A 20,072-nucleotide genomic window follows, 5' to 3' on the forward strand; every position below is an offset into this window, starting at 1 on the left:
CACCAGGGCGAGGATCGACAGCCCGTAGGGGATCATCAGGAAGATCTGGTAGGGCACCACGCCCTGCGCCACGTGCTGCAGGCGCAGCTGGTAGGCGTCGAACAGGGCGAAGAGCAGCGCGCCGAGCAGGGCCCGCCCCGGCCGCCAGGACGAGAACACCACCAGGGCGATGCACACCCAGCCGCGGCCCTGGATCATGGTCGGGAAGAAGCTGTTGAAGGCGCAGAGCGTCAGGTAGGCGCCGCCCACGCCCATCAAGGCGCTGCCGAACACCACGGCGCCGATGCGGATCCTGGTGGGATCGATGCCCTGAGCCTCGGCGGCGTGCGGGTTCTCGCCGACCATGCGCACCGCCAGCCCCAGCGGCGTGCGGGCGAGGACATAGGCCAGCACAGCCACCAGGGCGAGGCCGAGATAGGTCGGCGGCGTCTGCGAGAACAGGGCCTCGCCGAGGAAGGGGATGTCGGAGAGGCCGGGAACGGCGATCGGCTTGAACGGCTCGATCGTCGGCGGCGTCGAGATGCCAGGCAGCGCCAGGCGATAGACATAATAGGTCAGGCTGGAGGCGAGCAGGGTGATGCCGAGCCCGGTCACGTGCTGCGACAGGCCGAGCGGCACGGTGAGCACGGCGTGCAGCAGGCCGAACACGGCCCCGCCCAGCGCCGCGGCGACGAGGCCGAGCCAGAGGTCGCCGCCCTGGTAGACCGTCATCCAGCCGACCATGGCGCCGAGCGTCATGATGCCCTCGATGCCGAGGTTGAGCACGCCGGCCCGCTCGCAGATCAGGGCGCCGAGCGTGCCGAACAGCAGCGGCGTGGCGATGCGCAGCACCGCGGCCCAGAGGCTGGCGGAAAGGAAGATCTCCAGCGCGTCGGTCATCGGCGGATCCGGTAGCTCGTGAGGAAGACGGCCAGGAGCATCGACAGGAGCGACAGCGAGACGATGACGTCGGCGATGTAGCTGGGAATGCCGAGCGCGCGGCTCATGCCGTCGGCGCCGACGAAGACCGTGGCGACGAACAGGGCGCTGGCGACGACGCCGATCGGATGCAGGCCGGCCAGCATGGCGATGACCACGCCGGAATAGCCGTAGCCGGGCGACAGATCCGTGGTGACATAGCCCTTGAGGCCCATCACCTCGATCGCGCCGGCCAGCCCGGCGAGCGCGCCGGAGAGGCAGGCGACCTTGAGCAGCGTGCGCGTCATCGGCACGCCGGCGAAGCGCGCCCCCTCCGGGTTGAGGCCGGCGGCCCGCGCCTCGAAGCCGAACACGGTGCGCGCCTGGACCAGCCAGATCGTCAGGGCGGCGCCGACGGCCACCAGCAGGCCGATATGCAGCCGCGTTCGCGGCACCAGCTTGGGCAGCCGCGCCTCCGCCACCACCGGCCGGGATTGCGGCCAGCCGAAGGCCGTCGGATCCTTCAGCGGCCCTTCGATCATCATCGACACGAAGAGCAGGACGATGAAGTTGAGCAGGAGCGTCGTCACCACCTCGTCGACGCCGAAGCGCAGCCGCAGTGCCACCGGCCCCAGCAGCAGCAGCGCGCCCGCCCCGGCGCCGAGCAGCATCACGGCCGGAATCAGCAGCGGCGCGGGCAAGGCCAGGCCGGAGGCCGAGCCGAACGCCGCCGCGGTGATTGCGCCGAGGTAGAACTGGCCCTCGCCGCCGATGTTCCACAGCCGCGCCCGGAAGGCGACCGCGGCGGCCAGGCCGGTGAGGATCAGCGGCGAGCAGCGCGTCAGCGTCTCGGTGATCGACAGCTGCGAGCCGAAGGCGCCGATGAAGAGCCGCCGATAGGCCTCGAGCACGTTGGCGCCGGTCACGGCGATCAGCGCCGAGGCGATCAACAGCGACACGGCGACGGCGGCGAGAGGCGCCGCCAGCGCCACGGCAAGCGGCACGTGGGCGCGGCGTTCAAAGCGCATGGCGGCGCTCCGCCGGTTGGCGACGGCCGGATCGACGGCCCCGCAGGCTCCCACTCCTCATGTCGCCCTCGCCTCCACGCCGTCCCAGACACCCGCCATCATCAGCCCGATCGCCCGCTGGTCGGCCTCCTCGCTGCGCACCGGCGGCGATAGCCGGCCCTTGACGATGGCCTGGATGCGATCGGCCAGGGCCGCGACCTCGTCGAGGTCCTCGGAGATCAGCAGCACGGCGGCGCCGGCTGTGCGCGCCGCCAGGATCTCGCCATGCACCGCGGCAATGGCGCCCTCGTCGAGGCCGCGCGTCGGCTGGTTGGCGATCAGAATCTTCGGTCCCATCGCGAGATTGCGGCCGAGGATGAGCTTCTGCATGTTGCCGCCGGACAGGAGGCGGATGCGCGTCTCCGGCACGGCGCCGCGAACGTCGAAGCGGGCGATGACGTCGCGGGCAAAGGCGATCGCCGCGCCGCGGCGCACGAAGCCCGCGCGGGAGAAGCGCGGCGAGCGCACTCGCTCCAGCACGGCGTTCTCCCAGACCGACAATTCGCCGATCGTGCCCTGGGCGTGACGGTCCTCGGGCACGCGCCCGACGCCGGCGGCGACGAAGCCGCGCGGATCGGCGGCGGCAACGGCCCCGCCGAACATCTCGAAGCGGCCGCCCTCCGGCGCCTCCAGGCCGGCGACCAGGCGGCCGAGCGAGGCCTGGCCGTTGCCGGCGACGCCGACGATGCCGAGCACCTCGCCCTCGTGCAGGGAAAAGCTCGCCTGGTCGAGCGCACCTCGTCCACGGCCGAGGCTGACCTCCTCGGCCCGCATCACCGCCTTGCCCGGCGCCCGGCGCTCGCGCACCGGCCGGGTGACGCGGCGGCCGACCATCAGCTCGGCGAGCTCGCCCCGAGAGGTCTCGGCCGTGCGCCGTTCGGCCACGACCTTGCCGCCGCGCAGCACCACGACCCGGTCGGCGGCCCCCATCACCTCGTGCAGCTTGTGCGAGATGAAGATCACCGACAGGCCCTGGCCGGTCATCACCCGCAGGGTCCGGAACAGCGTCTCGGCTTCCAGCGTGGTCAGCACCGCCGTCGGCTCGTCCAGGATCAGGATGCGCGCATCGCGATAGAGCGACTTCAGGATCTCGACGCGCTGGCGCTCGCCGACCGAGAGATCGGCCACGCGCGCGTCCGGGTCCACGACCAGGCCGAAGCGCCCGGCCAGGGCCGCGAGCTTGGCCCGCCCACCACGCCGATTGGAGGAAAGGCGGCCGAGCGGCTCGGTGCCGAGCATGATGTTGTCGAGCACGGTGAGGTTGCCGGCCAGGGTGAAATGCTGGTGCACCATGCCGATGCCGGCCTCGATCGCCGCACGCGGCCTGCCCGGCGGCAGCACCGTGCCGAAGGCGGTGACCGTGCCGGCATCGGCGGCGTAGTGACCGAACAGGATGTTCATCAGCGTGGTCTTGCCGGCACCGTTCTCGCCGAGCAGCGCCAGCACCTCGCCCTCCGCCAGGGTCAGGCTGATGTCGTCATTGGCAGTGAGCGCCCCGAAGCGCTTGGTGATGCCGGAGAGGTCGAGGACGGTGGCGGCGCTCATAGGGGCATTCCTGCGACCGGATGGGCGAAACTCCAAGGCTCGGCGGCTTCCAGGCCGGCGGCAAGCTGCAGCAGCAGCCCGTCGCTGCCGATCGGACCGAGGAGCTGGACGGGCAACGCGAAGCCGTCGCGGTCGAGCCCGTGCGGCACGGTCAGCGCCGGGAGGCCCGCGACATTGGCAAGGCCCGCATAGGGGGCGAAGCCTTGCATGCGCCGCCAGTGGCCGTCGACGTCGCCGTGGTCGAGCGGGAAGGCGCCGAGCCGCGGCGGCGGGCCGGACAGCATCGGCGTCAGCAGCACGTCGACCTTGTCGAACAGCAGCCATGCCCGGTGCGCCGTCAGCGCCGCCCGGCGATCGGCGGCAAACAGCGCCGTCGCCGGCAGGGCGCGGCCGCGTTCGGCCACGGCACGCGACAGGGGCTCGATCTCGTCGTCGGTCACCGCGGGTTCGAGCGCGTCGAGCCAGACGGCGAGGCCTGCGGACAGGATGGTCGGGATGATCTCGGCCGACGCGGCGAGGAGGCCGGCGAAGAGATCGGGCGCCAGCGGCACGATGCGATGGCCGGCTGCCGCCAGCACCTCGCCGGCCCGGGCGACGGCCGCCTGCCGCTCGTCGGCGACGGTAAGGCCGGGAGCGCCGGTGACGACGCCGATCCGCAGCCGGCCGGGCGGCTCGTCGAACCCCTCCTCCAGATCCGGGTCAGCGAACGGGCCGAAGCCCAGGCCCGCGACCGCCCGCAGCGCCGCGGCGGTGTCGCGCAGCGATCGGCTCACCACCAGTTCGCCCGCAAGGCCCATCAGGTGGTTGCCGAAGGCGGGTCCCCCCGGCGTGGCGCCGCGCGAAGGCTTGAGGCCGACGAGGCCGCAGCAGGCCGCCGGCACCCGGATCGAGCCGGCGGCGTCAGTGGCATGGGCGAGCGCGACCAGGCCGGCGGCGACGGCCGCGGCGGCGCCGCCGGACGAGCCGCCCGGGCTGCGCGCGGGATCGAGCGGGTGCCGGGCGATCGGCCCGACGGCCGGCTCGCTGGAGAGCGCCAGGCCGAATTCCGGTGTGGTGGTCAGGCCGAAGGGCACGAGCCCGCCCGCCTTGAAGCGCCGGGCAAGATCCGAGTCGCCGCCCGGCCCGGCGATGCGCCCGGCGATGGCGCGCGAGCCCGCCGCCGGCGGCAGGCCGGCGGCGGCGTTGCCGAGATCCTTCATCAGGAAGGGCACGCCGGCGAAAGGCTGCAGGGTGAAGCGCCGCGAACGGGCGGCCAGCCCCATGTCGATCATCGCGGCCCGCGAGAGGGCGAGGGCCGGCTCGATGCGGCAGACCGCGCCGAGGCCGTCGGCCGCCACCGCCGCCAGGCTCGCCTCGAGCGTGGCGAGCGCCGAGGTTTCGCCGCGCCGGATCGCATCGGCCAGGGCGGTGGCGTCGGAGCGCGTCGAAGGGAGGGATGCAGCGGCCATGGGCTCACGGGAATCGGGCGACACCCGGGCAGGATACCGGGTGCCGCAGGCACGACGTTCAGAAATCATGCGTCGGCGCAGCGGCTCGGGCACCTGTCCCCGGCCATCCCGCCGACGGGCGCAGCGTCCGTCCGGTGAGCGCGGACGGACGCCGGTTGCGCCTTACTTCGGCTCGTTGTCGTCGATCGGCACGGTGAAGGACCCGTCCTTGATCGCCTTGCGCTTGGCCTCCATCGCCGTCACCGCCTCGGCCGGCACCATGTCCGCCACGAAGGCGATGTCGTTGCCGCCATGCTTCATGAAGGAATAGGGGCTGTAGTCCTTGCCGACCGGCTTACCGGCCGTGACGTCGGCCAGGGCCGCGTCGAGGATCGGGCGATAGTTCCACATCGCATTGGCGAACACGACGCCGGGATAGCGCGGCGAATAGTCGATCAGCGAGCCGATGGCGAGCTTGCCGCGCTCCTTGGCGGCGTCGGCCGTGCCGATGCGCTCGCCGAACAGGATGTCGGCGCCGGCATCGATCTGCGCCAGCCCCGCTTCCTTGGCCTTGGCCGGATCGAACCAGGTGCCGATGAAGCCGATCAGGAACTTCTGGTTCGGCTTGACCTCGCTGACGCCGAGGCGGAAGGCGTTGATCAGCCGGTTGACCTCCGGGATCGGATAGCCGCCGACCGAGCCGTAGACGCCGGTCTTGCTGAGATGGGCGGCCAGCATGCCGGTGAGATAGGCCGCCTCATGGTTCCACGTGCCGACCGTGCCGAGGTTGTCGCCCTGCGGGCCGCCGCTCGAGCCGACCATGAAGGCGGTGTCGGGATAGTCGGCCGCGACCTGGCGCGCCTCCTGCTCGACCGCATAGATCTCGCCGACGATCAGCTTGGCGCCCTGGTCGGCATATTCGCGCATGGCCCGGGCATAGTCGGTGCCCGAGACGTTCTCGGAAAAGACGTACTCGATCTTGCCCTCCTGGGCGGCGTCCTGCAGTGCCTTGTGCAGCCGCGAGTTCCAGGCGTTCTCGACGGGCGAGGCGTGAATGCACGCCACCTTGATCGGCGCGGCGGCGGCGACGCCCGGCAGGCCGAGCGACACCGCGCCCGCGGCGGCCGACCCGGCCAGGAAGCCGCGGCGGGAAAGCTTGAACGACATGATTGGGATCCCCTGCTGTTTTTTGTCCGTCCGATCAAAAAATGACGTCGCAGATTGGAACTTGTCAAGGATGGGACACGCCTCCTACCCCGCGAGGAATGCGGTGGATCCCGCGCGGGACAGGCGCGGCATTGTCTCGCGCCGGCCGGTGAGACTGTGACTGGATGCAAGCCAATCGCATCAGGAGGCCGGCATGACGCGGAGCTTCAGGATCGGCGACCACTTCGAACGATTCATCGACGAGCCGCTGGAAAGCGGCCGCTTCAAGAACGCCGGCGAGGTTGTCCGGGCAGGCCTGCCCCTGCTCGAAGAGCAGAACCGGTTGCATCAGCTGCAGGTCGAAGACATCGAACACTCCATAAGCCGGAGCCGCGCCGAGGGCTCAACCGCTCCTGCAGACCAGGTTTTTGAAAAGGTCGAGGCCAGGATCAGGCGCATGGCCGGCTGACATGGCTGCCTGCAGGTCTTCCGACCTGGCCGAGTCCGATTTGACGGAGATCGTACTCTTCATCGCTTCCGAAAGCCCATCCCTCGCCCTTTAGAAATGACTGAAGCTGCCGGAGGCGAAGCGTCTCTCCCGGCCCGCCCCGTCGCGGAACGAGGCGCCGGCCCGCCCCGCCACGACGGTGCCGATGCGCGTCACCGCAACCCCGGCCGCCCTCGCCTGCTCCTCGAAAGCGGCGCAGCGCTCAGGCGGCACGGCGCAGAGGATCTCGTAGTCGTCGCCCCCGGTGAGCGCCCGTTCGAACAGGCCGGGCTCGCCCGCGATGGCGGTGCGGACCGGCTCGGACAGCGGCACGGCGGCGAGTTCGATCTCGGCGCCGGCTCCCGAGGCGCGCAGCAGCTTCCGGAGGTCGCCGACGAAGCCGTCGGAGACGTCCATCGACGCCGAGGCATGGGCCAGCACGGCCGGCGCCAGCGCCACGCGCGGCTGCGGCAGGCGGTAGCGCAGCACCAGGGCCTCACGCATCGGTTGCGGCAGGGTGGAGACCGCCGCCTCGTTCCGGCGCACCGCCAGGCCGAGCGCCCCGTCGCCGATGGTGCCGGAGACATAGAGCGCGTCGCCGGGCCTGGCGCCGCCGCGGCGCGGGATGCGGGGCGACGGCACCAGCCCGAAAGCGGTGACGGCGATGGTCAGCGGCCCGGACGTCCGCACCGTGTCGCCGCCGAGCAGCGCGAAGCCAAAGGCCTCCACGTCCCGCGCGAGGCCGGCGGCGAAGCCCGCCAGCCAGTCTTCGGTCCAGTCGTCGGGCAGCGCCAGGCTCAGCGTGAAGGCGTACGGCGCGGCGCCCTTGGCCGCCAGATCCGACAGGTTGACGCGCAGGGCCTTGGCCGCCACCGTCTCCGGCGGGTCGTCGGGCAGGAAATGCATGGACGAGACCAGCGCATCCGCCGTCACCACCAGGCTGGCGCCGTCCGGCGGCGTCAGCACCGCCGCGTCGTCGCGCAGTCCATCGGCGCCCGGCAACGTCGCCAGCGGCGCGAAATAGCGTGCGATCAGGTCGTCCTCGGAAGAACGGGTCAAGGCCGCCGCCTCGGTCGAGGCATGGCGGCGGACGCGGTATCAAGCGCGACGCCGGCCGCTCCCCTCCCCCTTGTGGGGAGGGGTAGGGGGTGGGGGTCGTGCAGAAGCAGCCTCATCCTCAACCACTTGGCATCAGCATGGCGCGCCACCGCCCCGAACCGGTGGCGACAGCCGGATGGAACGAGCCTCATCTCGATGGACCCCCACCCCTTACCCCTCCCCACAAGGGGGAGGGGATCGGCCGACGGCGCACCAAGAACACGTCGGCGCCCCTCCGGCCGCCTCACGCCTTGATGAAATCCTCCGGCCGGTCCACCCGGGCGATCCGGTCGAGCACGGCGTTGACCATGCCGGCCTCGTCGCGGTCCAGGAAGGCGTGGGCGACGTCGACATACTCGCTGATCGTCACCCGCGGCGGCACGTCGTGGCGCTCGGCCAGCTCATAGGCGCCGGCGCGCAGGATGGCGCGCAGGATGGCCTCGATGCGCTTCAGCGGCCAGCCTTCGGCCAGCGCCTGGTCGATCTTCGGGTCGATGCTGCGCTGTTCGCGCACGACGCCGCCGACGATGTCGCGGAAGAAGGCGGCCTCGGCCGGCTTGTACTCGTCGCCTTCGACCTCCCGGCCGATCCAGTGCGCCTCGAACTCGGCGAGCACGTCGGCGACGCCGGCGCCGGCGATCTCCATCTGGTAGAGGGCCTGGACGGCCGCCAGGCGCGCGGCGGCCCGCTTCTCGGCGCGGCTCATTCGCTCACCCCATGGAGACGGCGTTTCAGCGCAACCATGTGCAGTGCCGCCTCGGCCGCGCCGCCGCCCTTGTTCATCTCGGAGATGCTGGCGCGCACCCGTGCCTGCTCGTCGTTCTCGACGGTGAGGATGCCGTTGCCGAGCGGCAGGCCGCGCGCCACGGAGATGTCCATCAGCGCCCGGGCGCTCTCCTCCGACACGATCTCGTAATGCGTCGTCTCGCCGCGCACCACGCAGCCGAGCGTCACCACGCCGTCGTAGGGCCGGCCGCGGGCCGCGGCGGCGTCGAGGGCGATCACCACGGCCGCGGGGATCTCCAGGGCGCCGGGCACCGTGACGAGGTCGAAGCTGGCGCCGGCCGCCCGGATGGCGCCGGTTGCGCCGCCCAGCAGGCTGTCGGCGACCTCGTCATAGTAGCGCGCCTCGACCACGAGGATATGCGGGGCGGACGGCCCGCCGAACTCGGCGGTGGCGGTATCGGCGGAACGGCGGGGACCGGCCATGGGAAAACCTCTGTCTCTCCACGCAGCATGTCCGAGCCCCCATGGGAGGGCCCCGGCATGCGGCGACATTTCGAATTCGCGGTTTCAGTAGCCCGCGTCACGCGTGTCCGCAAGCCGTGCGGCATAACGCGCCATGGTGTCGACCTCGATGTTCACCCGGTCGCCCGCCCTGGCCTGCCCCCAGGTGGTGACGGCCAGGGTATGCGGGATCAGCGTCACCGAGAACACGTCGTCCTCGACCCCGTTGACGGTCAGCGACGTGCCGTTCAGCGCCACCGAGCCCTTTTCGGCGATGAACTTGGCCAGGGCCTTCGGCGCCCGGAACAGGAAGCGCGCCGTGCCGTCCTGATCCTCGCGCGAGACGATCTCGGCGACGCCGTCGACATGGCCCGAGACGATGTGGCCGCCGAGCTCGTCGCCGATCCGCAGCGCCCGCTCCAGATTGACCCGCAGGCCCGGCCGCCAGGCGCCGAGCGTGGTGCGATCGATCGTCTCGGACGAGGCGTCGACGGTAAAGAGGGTTGCGGTGTTGCCGCGGGCGGCCAGGGTCGTCACCGTCAGGCAGATGCCGGCATTGGCGATCGAGGCGCCGATCGGGATCGAGTCGATCGGATAGGAACAGGCGATGGCGATGCGCTTGGTCGCGCCCAGATCCTCGATCGAGACCACCTCGCCCACATCGGTGATGATTCCGGTAAACATGGTCAGCTCCTGCGCAGAATGGTGACGGTGTCGCGCCCCGCGGCGCGTCTTTCAAGTCGGGCCAGGCGTGCGGCCAGCGCCGCCCGCGTGTCCGGCGCGAAACCGGCTATGCCCTCGCCGATCGGTTCGGGCGCGGTGAAGAGCACGGCGACGTCGACGTAGTCGGAGGCGATCAGGCTCTGCGCCAGGGTCGGACCGCCTTCGACGAACAGCCGCGTCACGCCGCGTGCGCCGAGCAGCCGCAGGGCGGCGGCGAGATCGAGGCCGTCGGCCTTGCGCGCCACCCGCATCACCTCGACGCCGCGCCCGGCCAGGGCGATCTCCGGCTCCACCGGCGCATTTTCCGCGGCCATGATCCATAAGGGCACCTGCCTGGCGGACTGGACGAGCTTGGAGTCGGGCGGCAGGCGCAGGCCGGCGTCGAACACCAGCCGCACCGGCGAGGCCGCCTCCAGGCCCGGCAGGCGCACGGTCAGCAGCGGATCATCGTTCAGGGCCGTGCCGATGCCGACGGCGATCACGTCCGACTGGGCGCGCATGAGATGCACCCGCGCGCTTGCCTCCGGGCCGGTGATGCGCACCGGCCGGCCGCCCGGCCCGGCGACCTTGCCGTCGCAGGAGAGCGCCGTCTTCAGGATCACCGCCGGCCGGCCGCGGATGACGCGGGAGAAATGGCCGAGATGCGCATCGCGCGCCGCCTCCTCGCACACCCGCTCCGTCACCGCCAGGCCGTAGGAGCGCAGCATGCCGTAGCCGCGCCCCGAGACGCGCGGGTCGGGATCGCGGATCGCGCCGACCACCCGGGCGACGCCGGCCCGGGCCAGGGCGTCGGCGCAGGGGCCGGTCCGGCCGAAATGGGAACACGGCTCCAGCGTGACATAGGCGGTCGCGCCCCTGGCCAGCGCCCCGGCCCGGGCCAGCGCGTGGGTCTCGGCATGAGGCCGCCCACCCGGCTGGGTCCAGCCGCGCGCCACCACATAGGGGCCGCCGCCGTCGTCGCGGACGATGACGCAGCCCACCGCCGGGTTGGGCCAGGTGCTGCCGAGGCCGCGCCGGCCGATGGCCAGCGCCATCTGCATGAAGCGCTGGTCGAGAGCGGGATCGGCACTCATCGGGGCGTTGCCGGGCGGACGGAGCTCCGCCCGAAACGGAAGGAGGCGCAAAAGGCCTTCTCCGCGGAGCGGGGAAGGTGGAGAAGGCTTCCGGCGCCCGATTCTGCTTCGGGCGCGGATGCTGGCGGCGTCGCGGTGAGATCGGAGGCGTGGTGTCCCGCACGACCGCAAGCAAAGCCGACAGGCACAGCCTCGGCCACACCCTCACTCGTCCAGCGAAGCGCCCTTGGCCTCGTCGGTCGACAGATTCCCCAGGAACGCCTCAAAATCCCTTGCCTCGCGAAAATTCCGGTAGACCGACGCGAAGCGGACATAAGCGATGTCGTCGAGGTTTTTGAGCCCCTCCATCACCAATTCACCGATCTGTTCGGAGGTGACCTCGTTCTCGCCCAGGCTCTCGATCTGGCGGACCAGGCCGTTGACCAGCCGCTCGATCCGCTCCTCCGTCACCGGGCGCTTGCGCAGGGCGACCTCGACCGAGCGCTGCAGCTTGTCGCGCTCGAACGGCACCTTGCGCCCCGAGCGCTTGACCACGGTCAGCTCGCGCAGTTGCACCCGCTCGAAGGTGGTGAAGCGGCCGCCGCAATCGGGGCAGACGCGGCGGCGGCGGATCGAGGTCGCGTCTTCGGTCGGGCGGCTGTCCTTGACCTGGGTTTCCAGACCGCCGCAATAGGGGCATTTCATGCCACAACCTCATGCCGATGCCCAAGCAGCTTCTCGTGGCTCTCGCCACGATTGATTTTGCATTTTTCAATGCAAAATCAATGCTGCTCAGGCTCACAAGTGTAAGCGGGTCCGGGAGAACCTGCTCAGGCGCAGCCTCCGGCGCAGGGCTGTGCCGAGGACCGCCTCGACAAAGCGTTACGAGGCTTTCCCGACTCAGTAAATCGGGAAGCGCGCCGTCAGGGCGTTGACCTTGCCGCGCACCGACGCCTCGACCGCGCCGTTGCCGTCCGGGCCGTTCTTGGCCAGGCCTTCCAGCGCCTCGGTGATGAAGTCGCCGACGGCCTGGAACTCCTTGACGCCGAAGCCGCGCGAGGTCGCCGCCGGGCTGCCCAGGCGCACGCCGGAGGTCACCATCGGCTTCTGCGGGTCGTAGGGGATGCCGTTCTTGTTGCAGGTGATGTGCGCCCGCTCCAGGGCCTTCTCGGCGATGTTGCCGGTCAGGCCCTTCGGACGCAGATCCACCAGCATCAGGTGGTTGTCGGTGCCGCCGGTGACGATGTCGAAGCCGTTGGCCTTGAGGTTGGCGGCGAGCGCCTTGGCGTTCTCCACCACGTCCGCGGCGTAGCGCTTGAACTCGGGCCGCAGCGCCTCGCCGAAGGCCACGGCCTTGGCGGCGATCACGTGCATCAGCGGGCCGCCCTGCAGGCCGGGGAACACGGCCGAGTTGATCTTCTTGGCCAGTTCCTCGTCATTGGTCAGGATCAGGCCGCCGCGCGGGCCGCGCAGGGTCTTGTGGGTGGTCGAGGTCGCCACATGCGCGTGCGGGAACGGCGAGGGATGGGCGCCGCCCGCCACGAGCCCGGCGAAATGGGCCATGTCGACGACGAAATAGGCCCCGACCGCATCGGCGATCTGGCGGAAGCGGGCGAAGTCCCAATGGCGCGAATAGCCCGAGCCGCCGGCGATGATGATCTTCGGCTTGTGCTCGTGGGCGAGGCGCTCGACCTCGTCCATGTCGACGCGCTGGTCGTCCGGACGCACGGTGTAGGGCACGACGTTGAACCAGCGGCCCGACATGTTGACGGCCGAGCCGTGGGTGAGATGGCCGCCGGCGTTGAGGTTGAGGCCCATGAAGGTCTCGCCCGGCTTCATCAGCGCCAGGAACACGCCCTGGTTGGCCTGGCTGCCGGAATTGGGCTGGACGTTGGCGAACTTGCAGTCGAACAGCTTGCAGACCCGCTCGATCGCCAGCTTCTCGGCGATGTCGACGAACTCGCAGCCGCCATAGTAGCGCTTGCCCGGATAACCCTCGGCATATTTGTTGGTCATGATCGAGCCCTGCGCCTCCAGCACGGCGCCGGACACGATGTTCTCCGAGGCGATCAGCTCGATATGGTCGCGCAGCCGGCCGAGCTCGAGGTCGATCGCCTTGGCGATCTCCGGGTCGGCGGCGCTCAGCGGCGCGGCGAAGAAGCTGTTCGACAGGGCGGCGGTGGCGCTGGGCATGGGCGGGAAGGCCTCCGGGGGGATCAGGCGCGCGGGATCGGGCGATGCGGTCCCCTCCCCCACGACGAGGACGCATGCAACCCATGCGGCGATAGCATGACGCGCCCCCGCGCGGAAAGGTGCACAACGTCGCGCCCTGTCCGCGGCGCGACGCCTGGACGGCGAAGGCCCGCCGATGCGGGCGGGCCTTCGGGAATCCTTGCAGGCGCAGCGGCCAGCTCTCAGCCTTCGTCGGTCTTGGTCACCACCGACAGCGACTGGTAGCCGTCCTTGTCGTAGACGTCGTCGCGGAACTGGACCATGCCCTCGGGGGTGGCCCAAGCGGTGATGTAGGTCCAGTAGGTCGGCAGCTTCTGCACCGGCTGGGCGTCCTGGCGGGCGCCGGAGCGGATGACCTCGTCGATCTTGTCGCGGGTGTAGGGCGTGCCCTGCAGGATCCAGGCAACGAGATCGCGCACGTTCTGCACGCGGGCGCAGCCGGAGGAGTCGAAGCGGAACTCCGAGCCGAACACCGACTTGTAGGGCGTGTCGTGCATGTAGACGCCATACTCGTTGGCGATGTTGATGCGCACCGTGCCGAGCGAGTTGCCGAAGCCGGGATCCTGGCGGAAGCGCATGCGCGTCGCCTCGTCGGTGTTCCAGTTCACCTGCTCGGACTGGATCTCCTCGCCGGTCGGCGTGAAGATGCGGATGTGGTGATCGCGCAGGTAGTTCGGCTCCGACTGCATCTTCGGGATCAGATCCTTCTTGATGATCGAGAGCGGCACCGTCCAGAACGGGTTGAAGTTGATGTTCTGCACATAGGTCGACATCACCGGCGACTGGCGGTCCGGCTTGCCGATGACGGTGTTGTGGCGGGATTCGACCACCCCGTTGTTGACGGCCTCGAGCTCGGTGGCCGGGATGTTCATCATGATGTAGCGGGAACCGAGGTTGCCGCCCATGGCGCGCAGCCGCACCAGGTTGAGGTCGAGCTGCTTCTGGCGGACCTCGACGGGGATCGCCATGGCGGCGCGGGACGTCGGTCCGATGACGCCGCTGGGCAGGATGCCGTGGCGGGCCTGGAAGCGGCGGACGGCGCCGTCGACATAGCTGTCGAACGTGTCCGAGCCGGCGAGCGAGGGGGCAAGATCGCCGGTGACGATCAGGCGCTGACGCAGCGCCACCACGTCGGGCGAGCGCGAGCCGAGCTTGAGCCGTCCCTTGCCGCTCACCGGCTGCCAGCCGCCGCGGGCGGCGATGTCGGCATATTGCTGGATGGCGTTCTCGGTCGCCTGCACCGTGTAGGGCGAGAAGGTCGGCGAGGCGCTCTTGGCCACCGAGATCGACCGGGCGGCGCTGTCATAGCGCTCGCGCATCTCCATCTGTCCGAGGCCGACGTCCTGCGCCAGCGCTCCGCGCGCGAATGCCGCCCCGGCGGCCCCGGCCGCCAGTCCGGTCAGGAGGGTGCGGCGTGAAATCTCGGACATGGTCGATCGGTTCCTACGGTCGGTCGCGGTTGATCGGAACGCGGCTGGTGCCGTCCCACGCGAAAAGCCAAAGCCTTCGGCTCCGTGCCGACTAGCACGCGCGTGGTTAACGAACAACAAGCGAACATCCCGCGCCTTTCGCGCTCGCAGCATCGTGATCGCAGCGCCTCGGGCCTCATCAGGATCGGCGGAGATCGCGGCAAAAACTGGACGAGGCACTGTCTCCCCTGCCCTGTCGGCAGGAGTTCGGCCACACCGTTGCCGAAAGGCAACGCTCAGGGCCGACGCCAAATGGTATCGAGGCTGTCCTGCAGCAGGCGAAGGAGGTCCCGATCGATGCAGCCGCACGCAACCGAGCTCTTCCTGCACATCCGCGTGGTCCTGGGCATCCTTCTCGGCCTCAGCATCTCACGCCTGCTGACCGGCGTGGCGCGCTTCGTCCAGCATCCGGGCCAGCAGCCGGTCTATCCCGTGCACCTGGCCTGGGTGGCCTCGATCCTGCTGACGCTGCTTCATTTCTGGTGGTGGGAATTCGCGCTCTACCAGCTGAGCTATTGGACCTTCCCGGTCTACGCCTTCCTGATCGTCTACATCATCCTGCTGTTCCTGCTCTGCACGCTGCTGTTCCCCGACAACATCGCAGAGTATACCGGCTACGAGGATTTCTTCATCTCGCGCCGCAAATGGTTCTTCTCCATCCTGGCGCTGACCTATCTGTTCGACTTCATCGACACGCTGCTGAAGGGCCGGGCGCATACTGCCTTGTTCGGTGACGAGTACCTGATCCGCCTGCCCGCCTATATCATCCTCTGCGCCGTGGCGATCTGGACGCCGAACCGGCGCTTCCACGCCGCCTTCGTCATCAGCAGCCTGATCTACCAGATCTCCTGGATCGCGCGCCTGTTCTATACCGTGACCTGAAGCGTCTTGCGATTTGACGGAACCGCGTCAAGCCGCAAGGGCGCGTCGAAACAAGGCGTTCGAACAAAGCGCGTTTCCACCGAAACGCGCTTTGTTCCAGCTGGGGCTGGTCAGCCGCCGCGCCTGCCGGCGAAGCGCAGGCCGACGCCGACGAGAAGGAAGACGCCGCCGAGGGCGCCGGCCAGCCCGGCGAAGAACCAGCGTCCGTGCAGGCCGTCGATGACGGCGTCGGTCGGCCTCAACGGATCATAGACGACACTGACCGCGTCCCCCTGGTGGAAGAACAAGCTGCGCACCAGGCTGGTGAAGCGCACCACCTCGCCCTTCTCCGTGGTGAAGGAGACGCGCGGCCGGTCGCCGGCGTCGATCAGGGTGCCGGAAGCGCTCGCGGTGCGGCTGCTGCGCAGTTCCGTGGCCGCCAGCGCCCCGGCGAGGACCAGCCCGGCAATGCCGAGCACAGAGAACACCCGTCCGATGATGCCGAGGGCCCGAGGCCCGCGCACGCGAGAGAAGGTCGGCATGGTATCGCGGCCCGATATCGTCCTGGGCCGCCTCTATAGCGGCGCCCCGCGGCAAGCGGAAGCCGCCGCACAGGCGAAACCCCGGCGACCTTGCGGTCGCCGGGGTTTCGGGCGGGCTGACATTAGAGCCGATAGCGGATCTGGTCGGTCCAGAAGCGCTCCAGGCGGACGAGCGCCAGGTTCATGCGGCGGAAATCCTCCGAGCCGACGCCGCCGACCGTCTCGATCGACAGGATGTGCTTGTCATAGAGGTCCTGGATGATCTTGTGCACCTCGGCGCCCTTGTCGGTGAGGCTGATGCGCACCGAGCGCCGGTCCATGCGCGAACGGGCGTGGTGCAGGAAGCCCATCTCCACCAGCTTCTTCAGGTTGTAGGAGACGTTGGAGCCGAGGTAATAGCCGCGGGTGCGCAGTTCACCGGCGGTCAACTCGCTGTCGCCGATATTGTAGAGCAGGAGCGCCTGCACCGCGTTGATGTCGGAGCGGCTGCGGCGATCGAATTCGTCCTTGATGACATCGAGCAGCCGGCGATGCAGGCGCTCGACCAGGTGGAGAGACTCCAAGTAGAGGGGACGAACTTCTCCGAGCTTCACCTGTCGATCCGACTGCTCTGCAACCTTCTTCACTGTGTTCATGTCCGACGCCTTCTTTTACTATTTTGTGTCCGCGGCCCTGTTTCCGCGTTACGATGGAAGCATCATATCGACATGTTATAAAAAGCCGCTTAAATCTCAAGATGAACACAAGGTATATTTTTCTAGGTGAATCAAAAGTACCGGAAAGATTCGATTCAGCTTAACAAAATCGGCCCGGATTGCTTCAAATGCCGAATATCCCGCGCCGTGACGGGGCCGGGGACCACCCGGAAAACCGTCGATGCGCCAAGGAGATGGCCGCAACGACCCGGCAGCGGGACAAGGCCGACGCGACAGCGGCGCAACGACCCTGCCCGGGGCATCGAAGGCGCCGGAGGCGCCGGCCCGCGAGCCACGCCGGACCGGCGCGCCCCGCCCGCCGCGAAGCCGCGACGAGCGGGATAGCGGCAAATTGTGTTGACGTGGCGGCCTGCCCGGCCGGTCAGTCCGTCGTCTCGGCGCGCGAGGCCAGATAGGTCAGCCCAAGATAAACCGCCACCAGCACGGCGACCACCACGGCGAAAGCGCGCTGCGGCCCGAACACGTCCGGCATCAGGAGGTCGATCAGCAGATGCGCCAGGGCGGCGATCAGCCAGATCACGCCGCCCCAGGCCGAGGCCATCCACAGCCCGACCGCGGCGACCAGGTCGAACACGGCGAAGAACACCGTGGCGGCCCGCGTCATGGTCGGCATGCCCAGGAACAGCGTCTGCTCGCCCTCGCCGATGCCGAGCACGATCGACCAGTGCATCAGCCCCTTGGCCAGCCACAGCACCGCCAGGGCTCGCATGAACCAGACGAGATATTCGCCGAAGGGAATACCGCCGCCATTCTCGCTCTCTGTCTCGGTCATGGCGAATCCTCCGGCTGGGTAACGCGCTCCCACATAGGACGAGGCCGGGCCCGGTTGCAAAAGCCGCGCCGTGCCGTGCGACACCGCTGCGCATGCGAGTTGGCTGCATGTCTGGAACAGTTCGAATATGCTAAGCTTGGAACTCCGGAAAGTCATGAGGACGGCATGGTCTCGCGCATCACTCCCTTCGAACGCCCCGACGCGAAGTCGAGCCATGCCGAGACCCACCGCCTGTCCCTGACCGAGCGCCCGCGCCGCAATCGCAAGTCCGAATGGGCCCGCCGGCTGGTACGCGAGACCGTGCTCACCGCCGACGACCTGATCTGGCCGATCTTCCTGACCGAGGGCAGCGAACGCATCCCGGTCGGCGCCATGCCCGGCGTCGACCGGCTGACCGTCGACATGGCCGTGGCCGAGGCCGAGCGGGCGGCCGGGCTCGGCATCCCGGTGCTGGCGGTCTTCCCCTATACCGACCCGGCCCTGCGCGACGCCACCGGCAGCGAGGCGCTGAACGCCCAGAACCTGGTCTGCAAGGCCTGCCGGGCGATCAAGGCGGCGGTGCCGGAGATCGGCCTGCTCACCGATGTCGCGCTCGACCCCTACACCTCGCACGGCCATGACGGCCTGCTGCACGAGGGCGTCATCCTCAACGACGAGACCGTGGCGGTGCTGGTGCGCCAGGCCCTGACCCAGGCCGCGGCCGGCGCCGACATCGTCGCGCCCTCGGACATGATGGACGGGCGCGTCGGCGCAATCCGCGAGGCCCTCGACGCCGCCGGCCATGCCGACGTGCAGATCATGGCCTACACCGCCAAATACGCCTCGGCCTTCTACGGCCCGTTCCGCGAGGCGGTAGGCTCGTCGGGCACGCTGAAGGGCGACAAGCGTACCTACCAGATGGACTATGCCAATTCCGACGAGGCGGTCCGCGAGGCCGAGCTGGATCTGGCCGAGGGCGCCGACATGATCATGGTCAAGCCCGGCCTGCCCTATCTCGACATCGTCGCCCGGCTGAAGAGCACCTTCGGCCGGCCGACCTTCGCCTACCAGGTGTCGGGCGAATATTCGATGATCATGGCCGCGGCGCGGAACGGCTGGCTCGACGGCGAGAAGGCGATGGTCGAGAGCCTGCACGCCTTCAAGCGCGCCGGGGCCGACGGCATCCTGACCTATTTCGCCCCGAGGATGGCCGAGCTCCTGAAGAAGGGCTGACGGCAGCCGCCGCCTCACGCCTCCGGCGCGGACCTCGGCCGGTCGATATGGCCGAGGTCGCGGCCGGGATCGAGCCGGTCGCGCACCAGTTGCTTCAGCGCCTTCGAATCCGGGAAGCCGCCGTCGCGCTTGCGCTCCCAGATCGTCTCGCCGTCATAGTCGATGCGGAAGGCCCCGCCGGTGGCGGGGACGAGCGCCACCTCGCCGAGGTCGCCGGCGAAGGTGGAGAGCAGTTCCTGCGCCATCCAGGCCGAGCGCAGCAGCCACTGGCATTGGCAGCAATAAATGATGGCGATGCGAGGCTTGCCGGCCGGCTCGGTCATGATCCCGTCTCCCTGATCGCGGCACGCATAGGCTCTCGCCCGCCTTGCCGGCAAGCGTGGCCGGGCTTCAGTCGACGGAATAGGTCACCCTGCCGTCCGGCAGCTTCCTCCACGTGTACATCACGTAGTCCGCCGTCGTGCGGTCACCCTTCCTGTCATAGGCGATATCGCCCAGCACGGTCTTGAACACCTTGCCCGAATGCATGGCTCTGGCCAGCAGCCTGGGATTGGTCGACTTGGCCGCCTCGGCGGCCTGCGCCATGACCTGCACCGCGGCGTAGGCGTAGAGCGTGTAGCCCTCGGGGTCGATCCCCCTGGCCTCGAAGGCCTTGACCACCTCGGCCGCCGCCGGGTTCCTGCGCGGATCGGGGCCGAAGGACATCAGCGTGCCGACGACGCCGTCGCCGCCGACGGTGGCGAACGTGTCGGAGGTGATGCCGTCGCCCGACATCATCACCGTCTCGAGGCACCTGTCGCGCATCTGGCGGACGATCAGGCCGCCTTCGGTGGAAAGGCCGCCCCACATCAGGAGGTCGGCGCCCGACGCCTTGATCTTCGAGACCAGCGCCGAATAGTCCTTCCCGCCGGGGGCGACGCCCGCATACAGCACCTCCTTCACGCCCGCGGCGCGAAGGGACCACCTGGCAGCGGCGGCGATGCCCTCGCCATACGGGGTCTTGTCGTGAACCACCGCGATCTTCTTGTCCTTGAAATGCGCGATCGCATAGTCCGCCCATACCCGGCCCTGCTGGTCGTCGCGGCTGCAGGTGCGGAAGGCGTTCCACAAGCCGCGCTCCGTGACGAACGGATTGGTCGAGGCCGGAGTGACCAGGAGGATACCGTGCTTGGCATAGACATCGGAGGCCGGGATGGTGACGCCGGAGTTGAAGTGGCCGACCACCAGGGTGACATGGTCGCCGACGAATTTCCTGGCGACCGACAGGCCCTGCTTCGGGTCGAAGGCGTCGTCGCCTGTCTCCAGCACGATCTTGCGACCGAGGATGCCGCCTTCGGTATTGACGTCGGCCACGGCCTGCTCGGCGCCGGTCCTGAGCTGGGCGCCGAAGGCCGCACTGGGACCGGTCATCGGGCCGGCAACCCCCATCCTGATCTGCGCATCGGCGCCACCGGCCGCGCCGAACACCAGGCCAAGCGCGACGGCAATGCCCGCCGCGATATCACGCAGAGACATCAAATAACCCCCATAGATGGAATTGGCGGTTTGCAAGGACAGGACCTTGAGCTACTCAATGACCGGCAATTGGCTTTTTGATGG

At 69.4% G+C, this 20,072-nt stretch carries 21 protein-coding genes; 3 read left to right on the forward strand and 18 right to left on the reverse strand.

Annotated elements, in window-relative coordinates; translation table 11 throughout:
* From AC27L4_RS09825 to AC27L4_RS09845, 5 genes are all read right to left on the reverse strand, one after another.
* Positions 1 to 879, reverse strand: an 879-nt coding sequence (locus AC27L4_RS09825) for an ABC transporter permease (protein WP_487141939.1), incomplete at its 3' end; no start/stop codon positions are given.
* Complete coding sequence (locus AC27L4_RS09830; RefSeq protein ID WP_487141940.1) at positions 876 to 1,925, reverse strand: ABC transporter permease; 1,050 nt, start codon at positions 1,923 to 1,925, stop codon at positions 876 to 878. The genes AC27L4_RS09825 and AC27L4_RS09830, both read right to left, overlap by 4 nt.
* A 57-nt stretch (positions 1,926 to 1,982) precedes the next feature.
* Entirely contained in the window at positions 1,983 to 3,509 is a 1,527-nt protein-coding gene (locus AC27L4_RS09835) for an ABC transporter ATP-binding protein (protein WP_487141941.1), read from the reverse strand.
* Complete coding sequence (locus AC27L4_RS09840; RefSeq protein WP_487141942.1) at positions 3,506 to 4,957, reverse strand: amidase; 1,452 nt, start codon at positions 4,955 to 4,957, stop codon at positions 3,506 to 3,508. Before AC27L4_RS09840 ends, AC27L4_RS09835 begins: the two co-directional genes overlap by 4 nt.
* A 162-nt stretch (positions 4,958 to 5,119) precedes the next feature.
* Positions 5,120 to 6,103 (reverse strand): BMP family protein, encoded by a 984-nt coding sequence (locus AC27L4_RS09845; RefSeq protein ID WP_487141943.1) that lies wholly within the window; start codon positions 6,101 to 6,103, stop codon positions 5,120 to 5,122.
* A 193-nt stretch (positions 6,104 to 6,296) separates the two neighbouring features.
* Between AC27L4_RS09845 and AC27L4_RS09850 the strand changes: the two genes are divergently transcribed.
* Positions 6,297 to 6,551: a type II toxin-antitoxin system ParD family antitoxin gene (locus AC27L4_RS09850; protein WP_487141944.1), complete on the forward strand. Its 255-nt coding sequence runs from the start codon at positions 6,297 to 6,299 to the stop codon at positions 6,549 to 6,551.
* Between the two features lie 90 nt (positions 6,552 to 6,641).
* Here the strand turns inward: AC27L4_RS09850 and thiL are convergent, their stop codons facing one another.
* From thiL to AC27L4_RS09890, 8 genes are all read right to left on the reverse strand, one after another.
* Positions 6,642 to 7,628: a thiamine-phosphate kinase gene (thiL, locus tag AC27L4_RS09855; RefSeq protein WP_487141945.1), complete on the reverse strand. Its 987-nt coding sequence runs from the start codon at positions 7,626 to 7,628 to the stop codon at positions 6,642 to 6,644.
* Positions 7,629 to 7,911: 283 nt separating this feature from the next.
* Positions 7,912 to 8,373 carry a transcription antitermination factor NusB gene (gene nusB, locus AC27L4_RS09860; protein ID WP_487141946.1) on the reverse strand — a complete coding sequence of 154 codons (462 nt, stop codon included), beginning with the start codon at positions 8,371 to 8,373 and terminating at the stop codon, positions 7,912 to 7,914.
* Positions 8,370 to 8,876 (reverse strand): 6,7-dimethyl-8-ribityllumazine synthase, encoded by a 507-nt coding sequence (locus tag AC27L4_RS09865; RefSeq protein ID WP_487141947.1) that lies wholly within the window; start codon positions 8,874 to 8,876, stop codon positions 8,370 to 8,372. Before AC27L4_RS09865 ends, nusB begins: the two co-directional genes overlap by 4 nt.
* 84 nt (positions 8,877 to 8,960) lie before the next feature.
* Positions 8,961 to 9,578 carry a riboflavin synthase gene (locus AC27L4_RS09870; RefSeq protein WP_487141948.1) on the reverse strand — a complete coding sequence of 206 codons (618 nt, stop codon included), beginning with the start codon at positions 9,576 to 9,578 and terminating at the stop codon, positions 8,961 to 8,963.
* A gap of 2 nt (positions 9,579 to 9,580) precedes the next feature.
* Entirely contained in the window at positions 9,581 to 10,690 is a 1,110-nt protein-coding gene (ribD, locus tag AC27L4_RS09875; protein WP_487141949.1) for a bifunctional diaminohydroxyphosphoribosylaminopyrimidine deaminase/5-amino-6-(5-phosphoribosylamino)uracil reductase RibD, read from the reverse strand.
* 204 nt (positions 10,691 to 10,894) lie between these two features.
* Positions 10,895 to 11,374 (reverse strand): transcriptional regulator NrdR, encoded by a 480-nt coding sequence (gene nrdR / locus AC27L4_RS09880; protein WP_487141950.1) that lies wholly within the window; start codon positions 11,372 to 11,374, stop codon positions 10,895 to 10,897.
* 195 nt (positions 11,375 to 11,569) lie between these two features.
* Positions 11,570 to 12,862, reverse strand: coding sequence for a serine hydroxymethyltransferase (gene glyA / locus AC27L4_RS09885; protein ID WP_487141951.1), 1,293 nt, complete (start codon positions 12,860 to 12,862; stop codon positions 11,570 to 11,572).
* A gap of 221 nt (positions 12,863 to 13,083) precedes the next feature.
* Entirely contained in the window at positions 13,084 to 14,331 is a 1,248-nt protein-coding gene (locus AC27L4_RS09890; RefSeq protein ID WP_487141952.1) for a L,D-transpeptidase family protein, read from the reverse strand.
* Between the two features lie 336 nt (positions 14,332 to 14,667).
* Here AC27L4_RS09890 and AC27L4_RS09895 point away from each other — a divergent pair, with 336 nt between their 5' ends.
* Positions 14,668 to 15,252, forward strand: coding sequence for a hypothetical protein (locus AC27L4_RS09895; RefSeq protein WP_487141953.1), 585 nt, complete (start codon positions 14,668 to 14,670; stop codon positions 15,250 to 15,252).
* A 110-nt stretch (positions 15,253 to 15,362) separates the two neighbouring features.
* On the opposite strand, the gene AC27L4_RS09900 is transcribed toward AC27L4_RS09895, so the two are convergent.
* From AC27L4_RS09900 to AC27L4_RS09910, 3 genes are all read right to left on the reverse strand, one after another.
* Positions 15,363 to 15,773: a DUF3592 domain-containing protein gene (locus tag AC27L4_RS09900; protein ID WP_487141954.1), complete on the reverse strand. Its 411-nt coding sequence runs from the start codon at positions 15,771 to 15,773 to the stop codon at positions 15,363 to 15,365.
* Positions 15,774 to 15,895: 122 nt separating this feature from the next.
* Positions 15,896 to 16,408, reverse strand: coding sequence for a transcriptional regulator LdtR (ldtR, locus tag AC27L4_RS09905; RefSeq protein ID WP_487141955.1), 513 nt, complete (start codon positions 16,406 to 16,408; stop codon positions 15,896 to 15,898).
* A 442-nt stretch (positions 16,409 to 16,850) separates the two neighbouring features.
* Positions 16,851 to 17,261, reverse strand: coding sequence for a DUF6163 family protein (locus AC27L4_RS09910; RefSeq protein ID WP_487141956.1), 411 nt, complete (start codon positions 17,259 to 17,261; stop codon positions 16,851 to 16,853).
* A gap of 165 nt (positions 17,262 to 17,426) precedes the next feature.
* Between AC27L4_RS09910 and hemB the strand changes: the two genes are divergently transcribed.
* Positions 17,427 to 18,473 carry a porphobilinogen synthase gene (gene hemB, locus AC27L4_RS09915; RefSeq protein WP_487141957.1) on the forward strand — a complete coding sequence of 349 codons (1,047 nt, stop codon included), beginning with the start codon at positions 17,427 to 17,429 and terminating at the stop codon, positions 18,471 to 18,473.
* Between the two features lie 14 nt (positions 18,474 to 18,487).
* Here the strand turns inward: hemB and AC27L4_RS09920 are convergent, their stop codons facing one another.
* Both AC27L4_RS09920 and AC27L4_RS09925 read right to left on the reverse strand, forming a co-directional pair.
* Complete coding sequence (locus AC27L4_RS09920) at positions 18,488 to 18,796, reverse strand: Rdx family protein (protein ID WP_487141958.1); 309 nt, start codon at positions 18,794 to 18,796, stop codon at positions 18,488 to 18,490.
* 67 nt (positions 18,797 to 18,863) lie between these two features.
* On the reverse strand, positions 18,864 to 19,988 hold the full coding sequence (locus tag AC27L4_RS09925; RefSeq protein ID WP_487141959.1) for a branched-chain amino acid ABC transporter substrate-binding protein: 1,125 nt from the start codon (positions 19,986 to 19,988) through the stop codon (positions 18,864 to 18,866).
* Between the last annotated feature and the right edge of the window lie 84 nt (positions 19,989 to 20,072).

Source organism: Labrys sp. Lb11 (assembly GCF_057554225.1).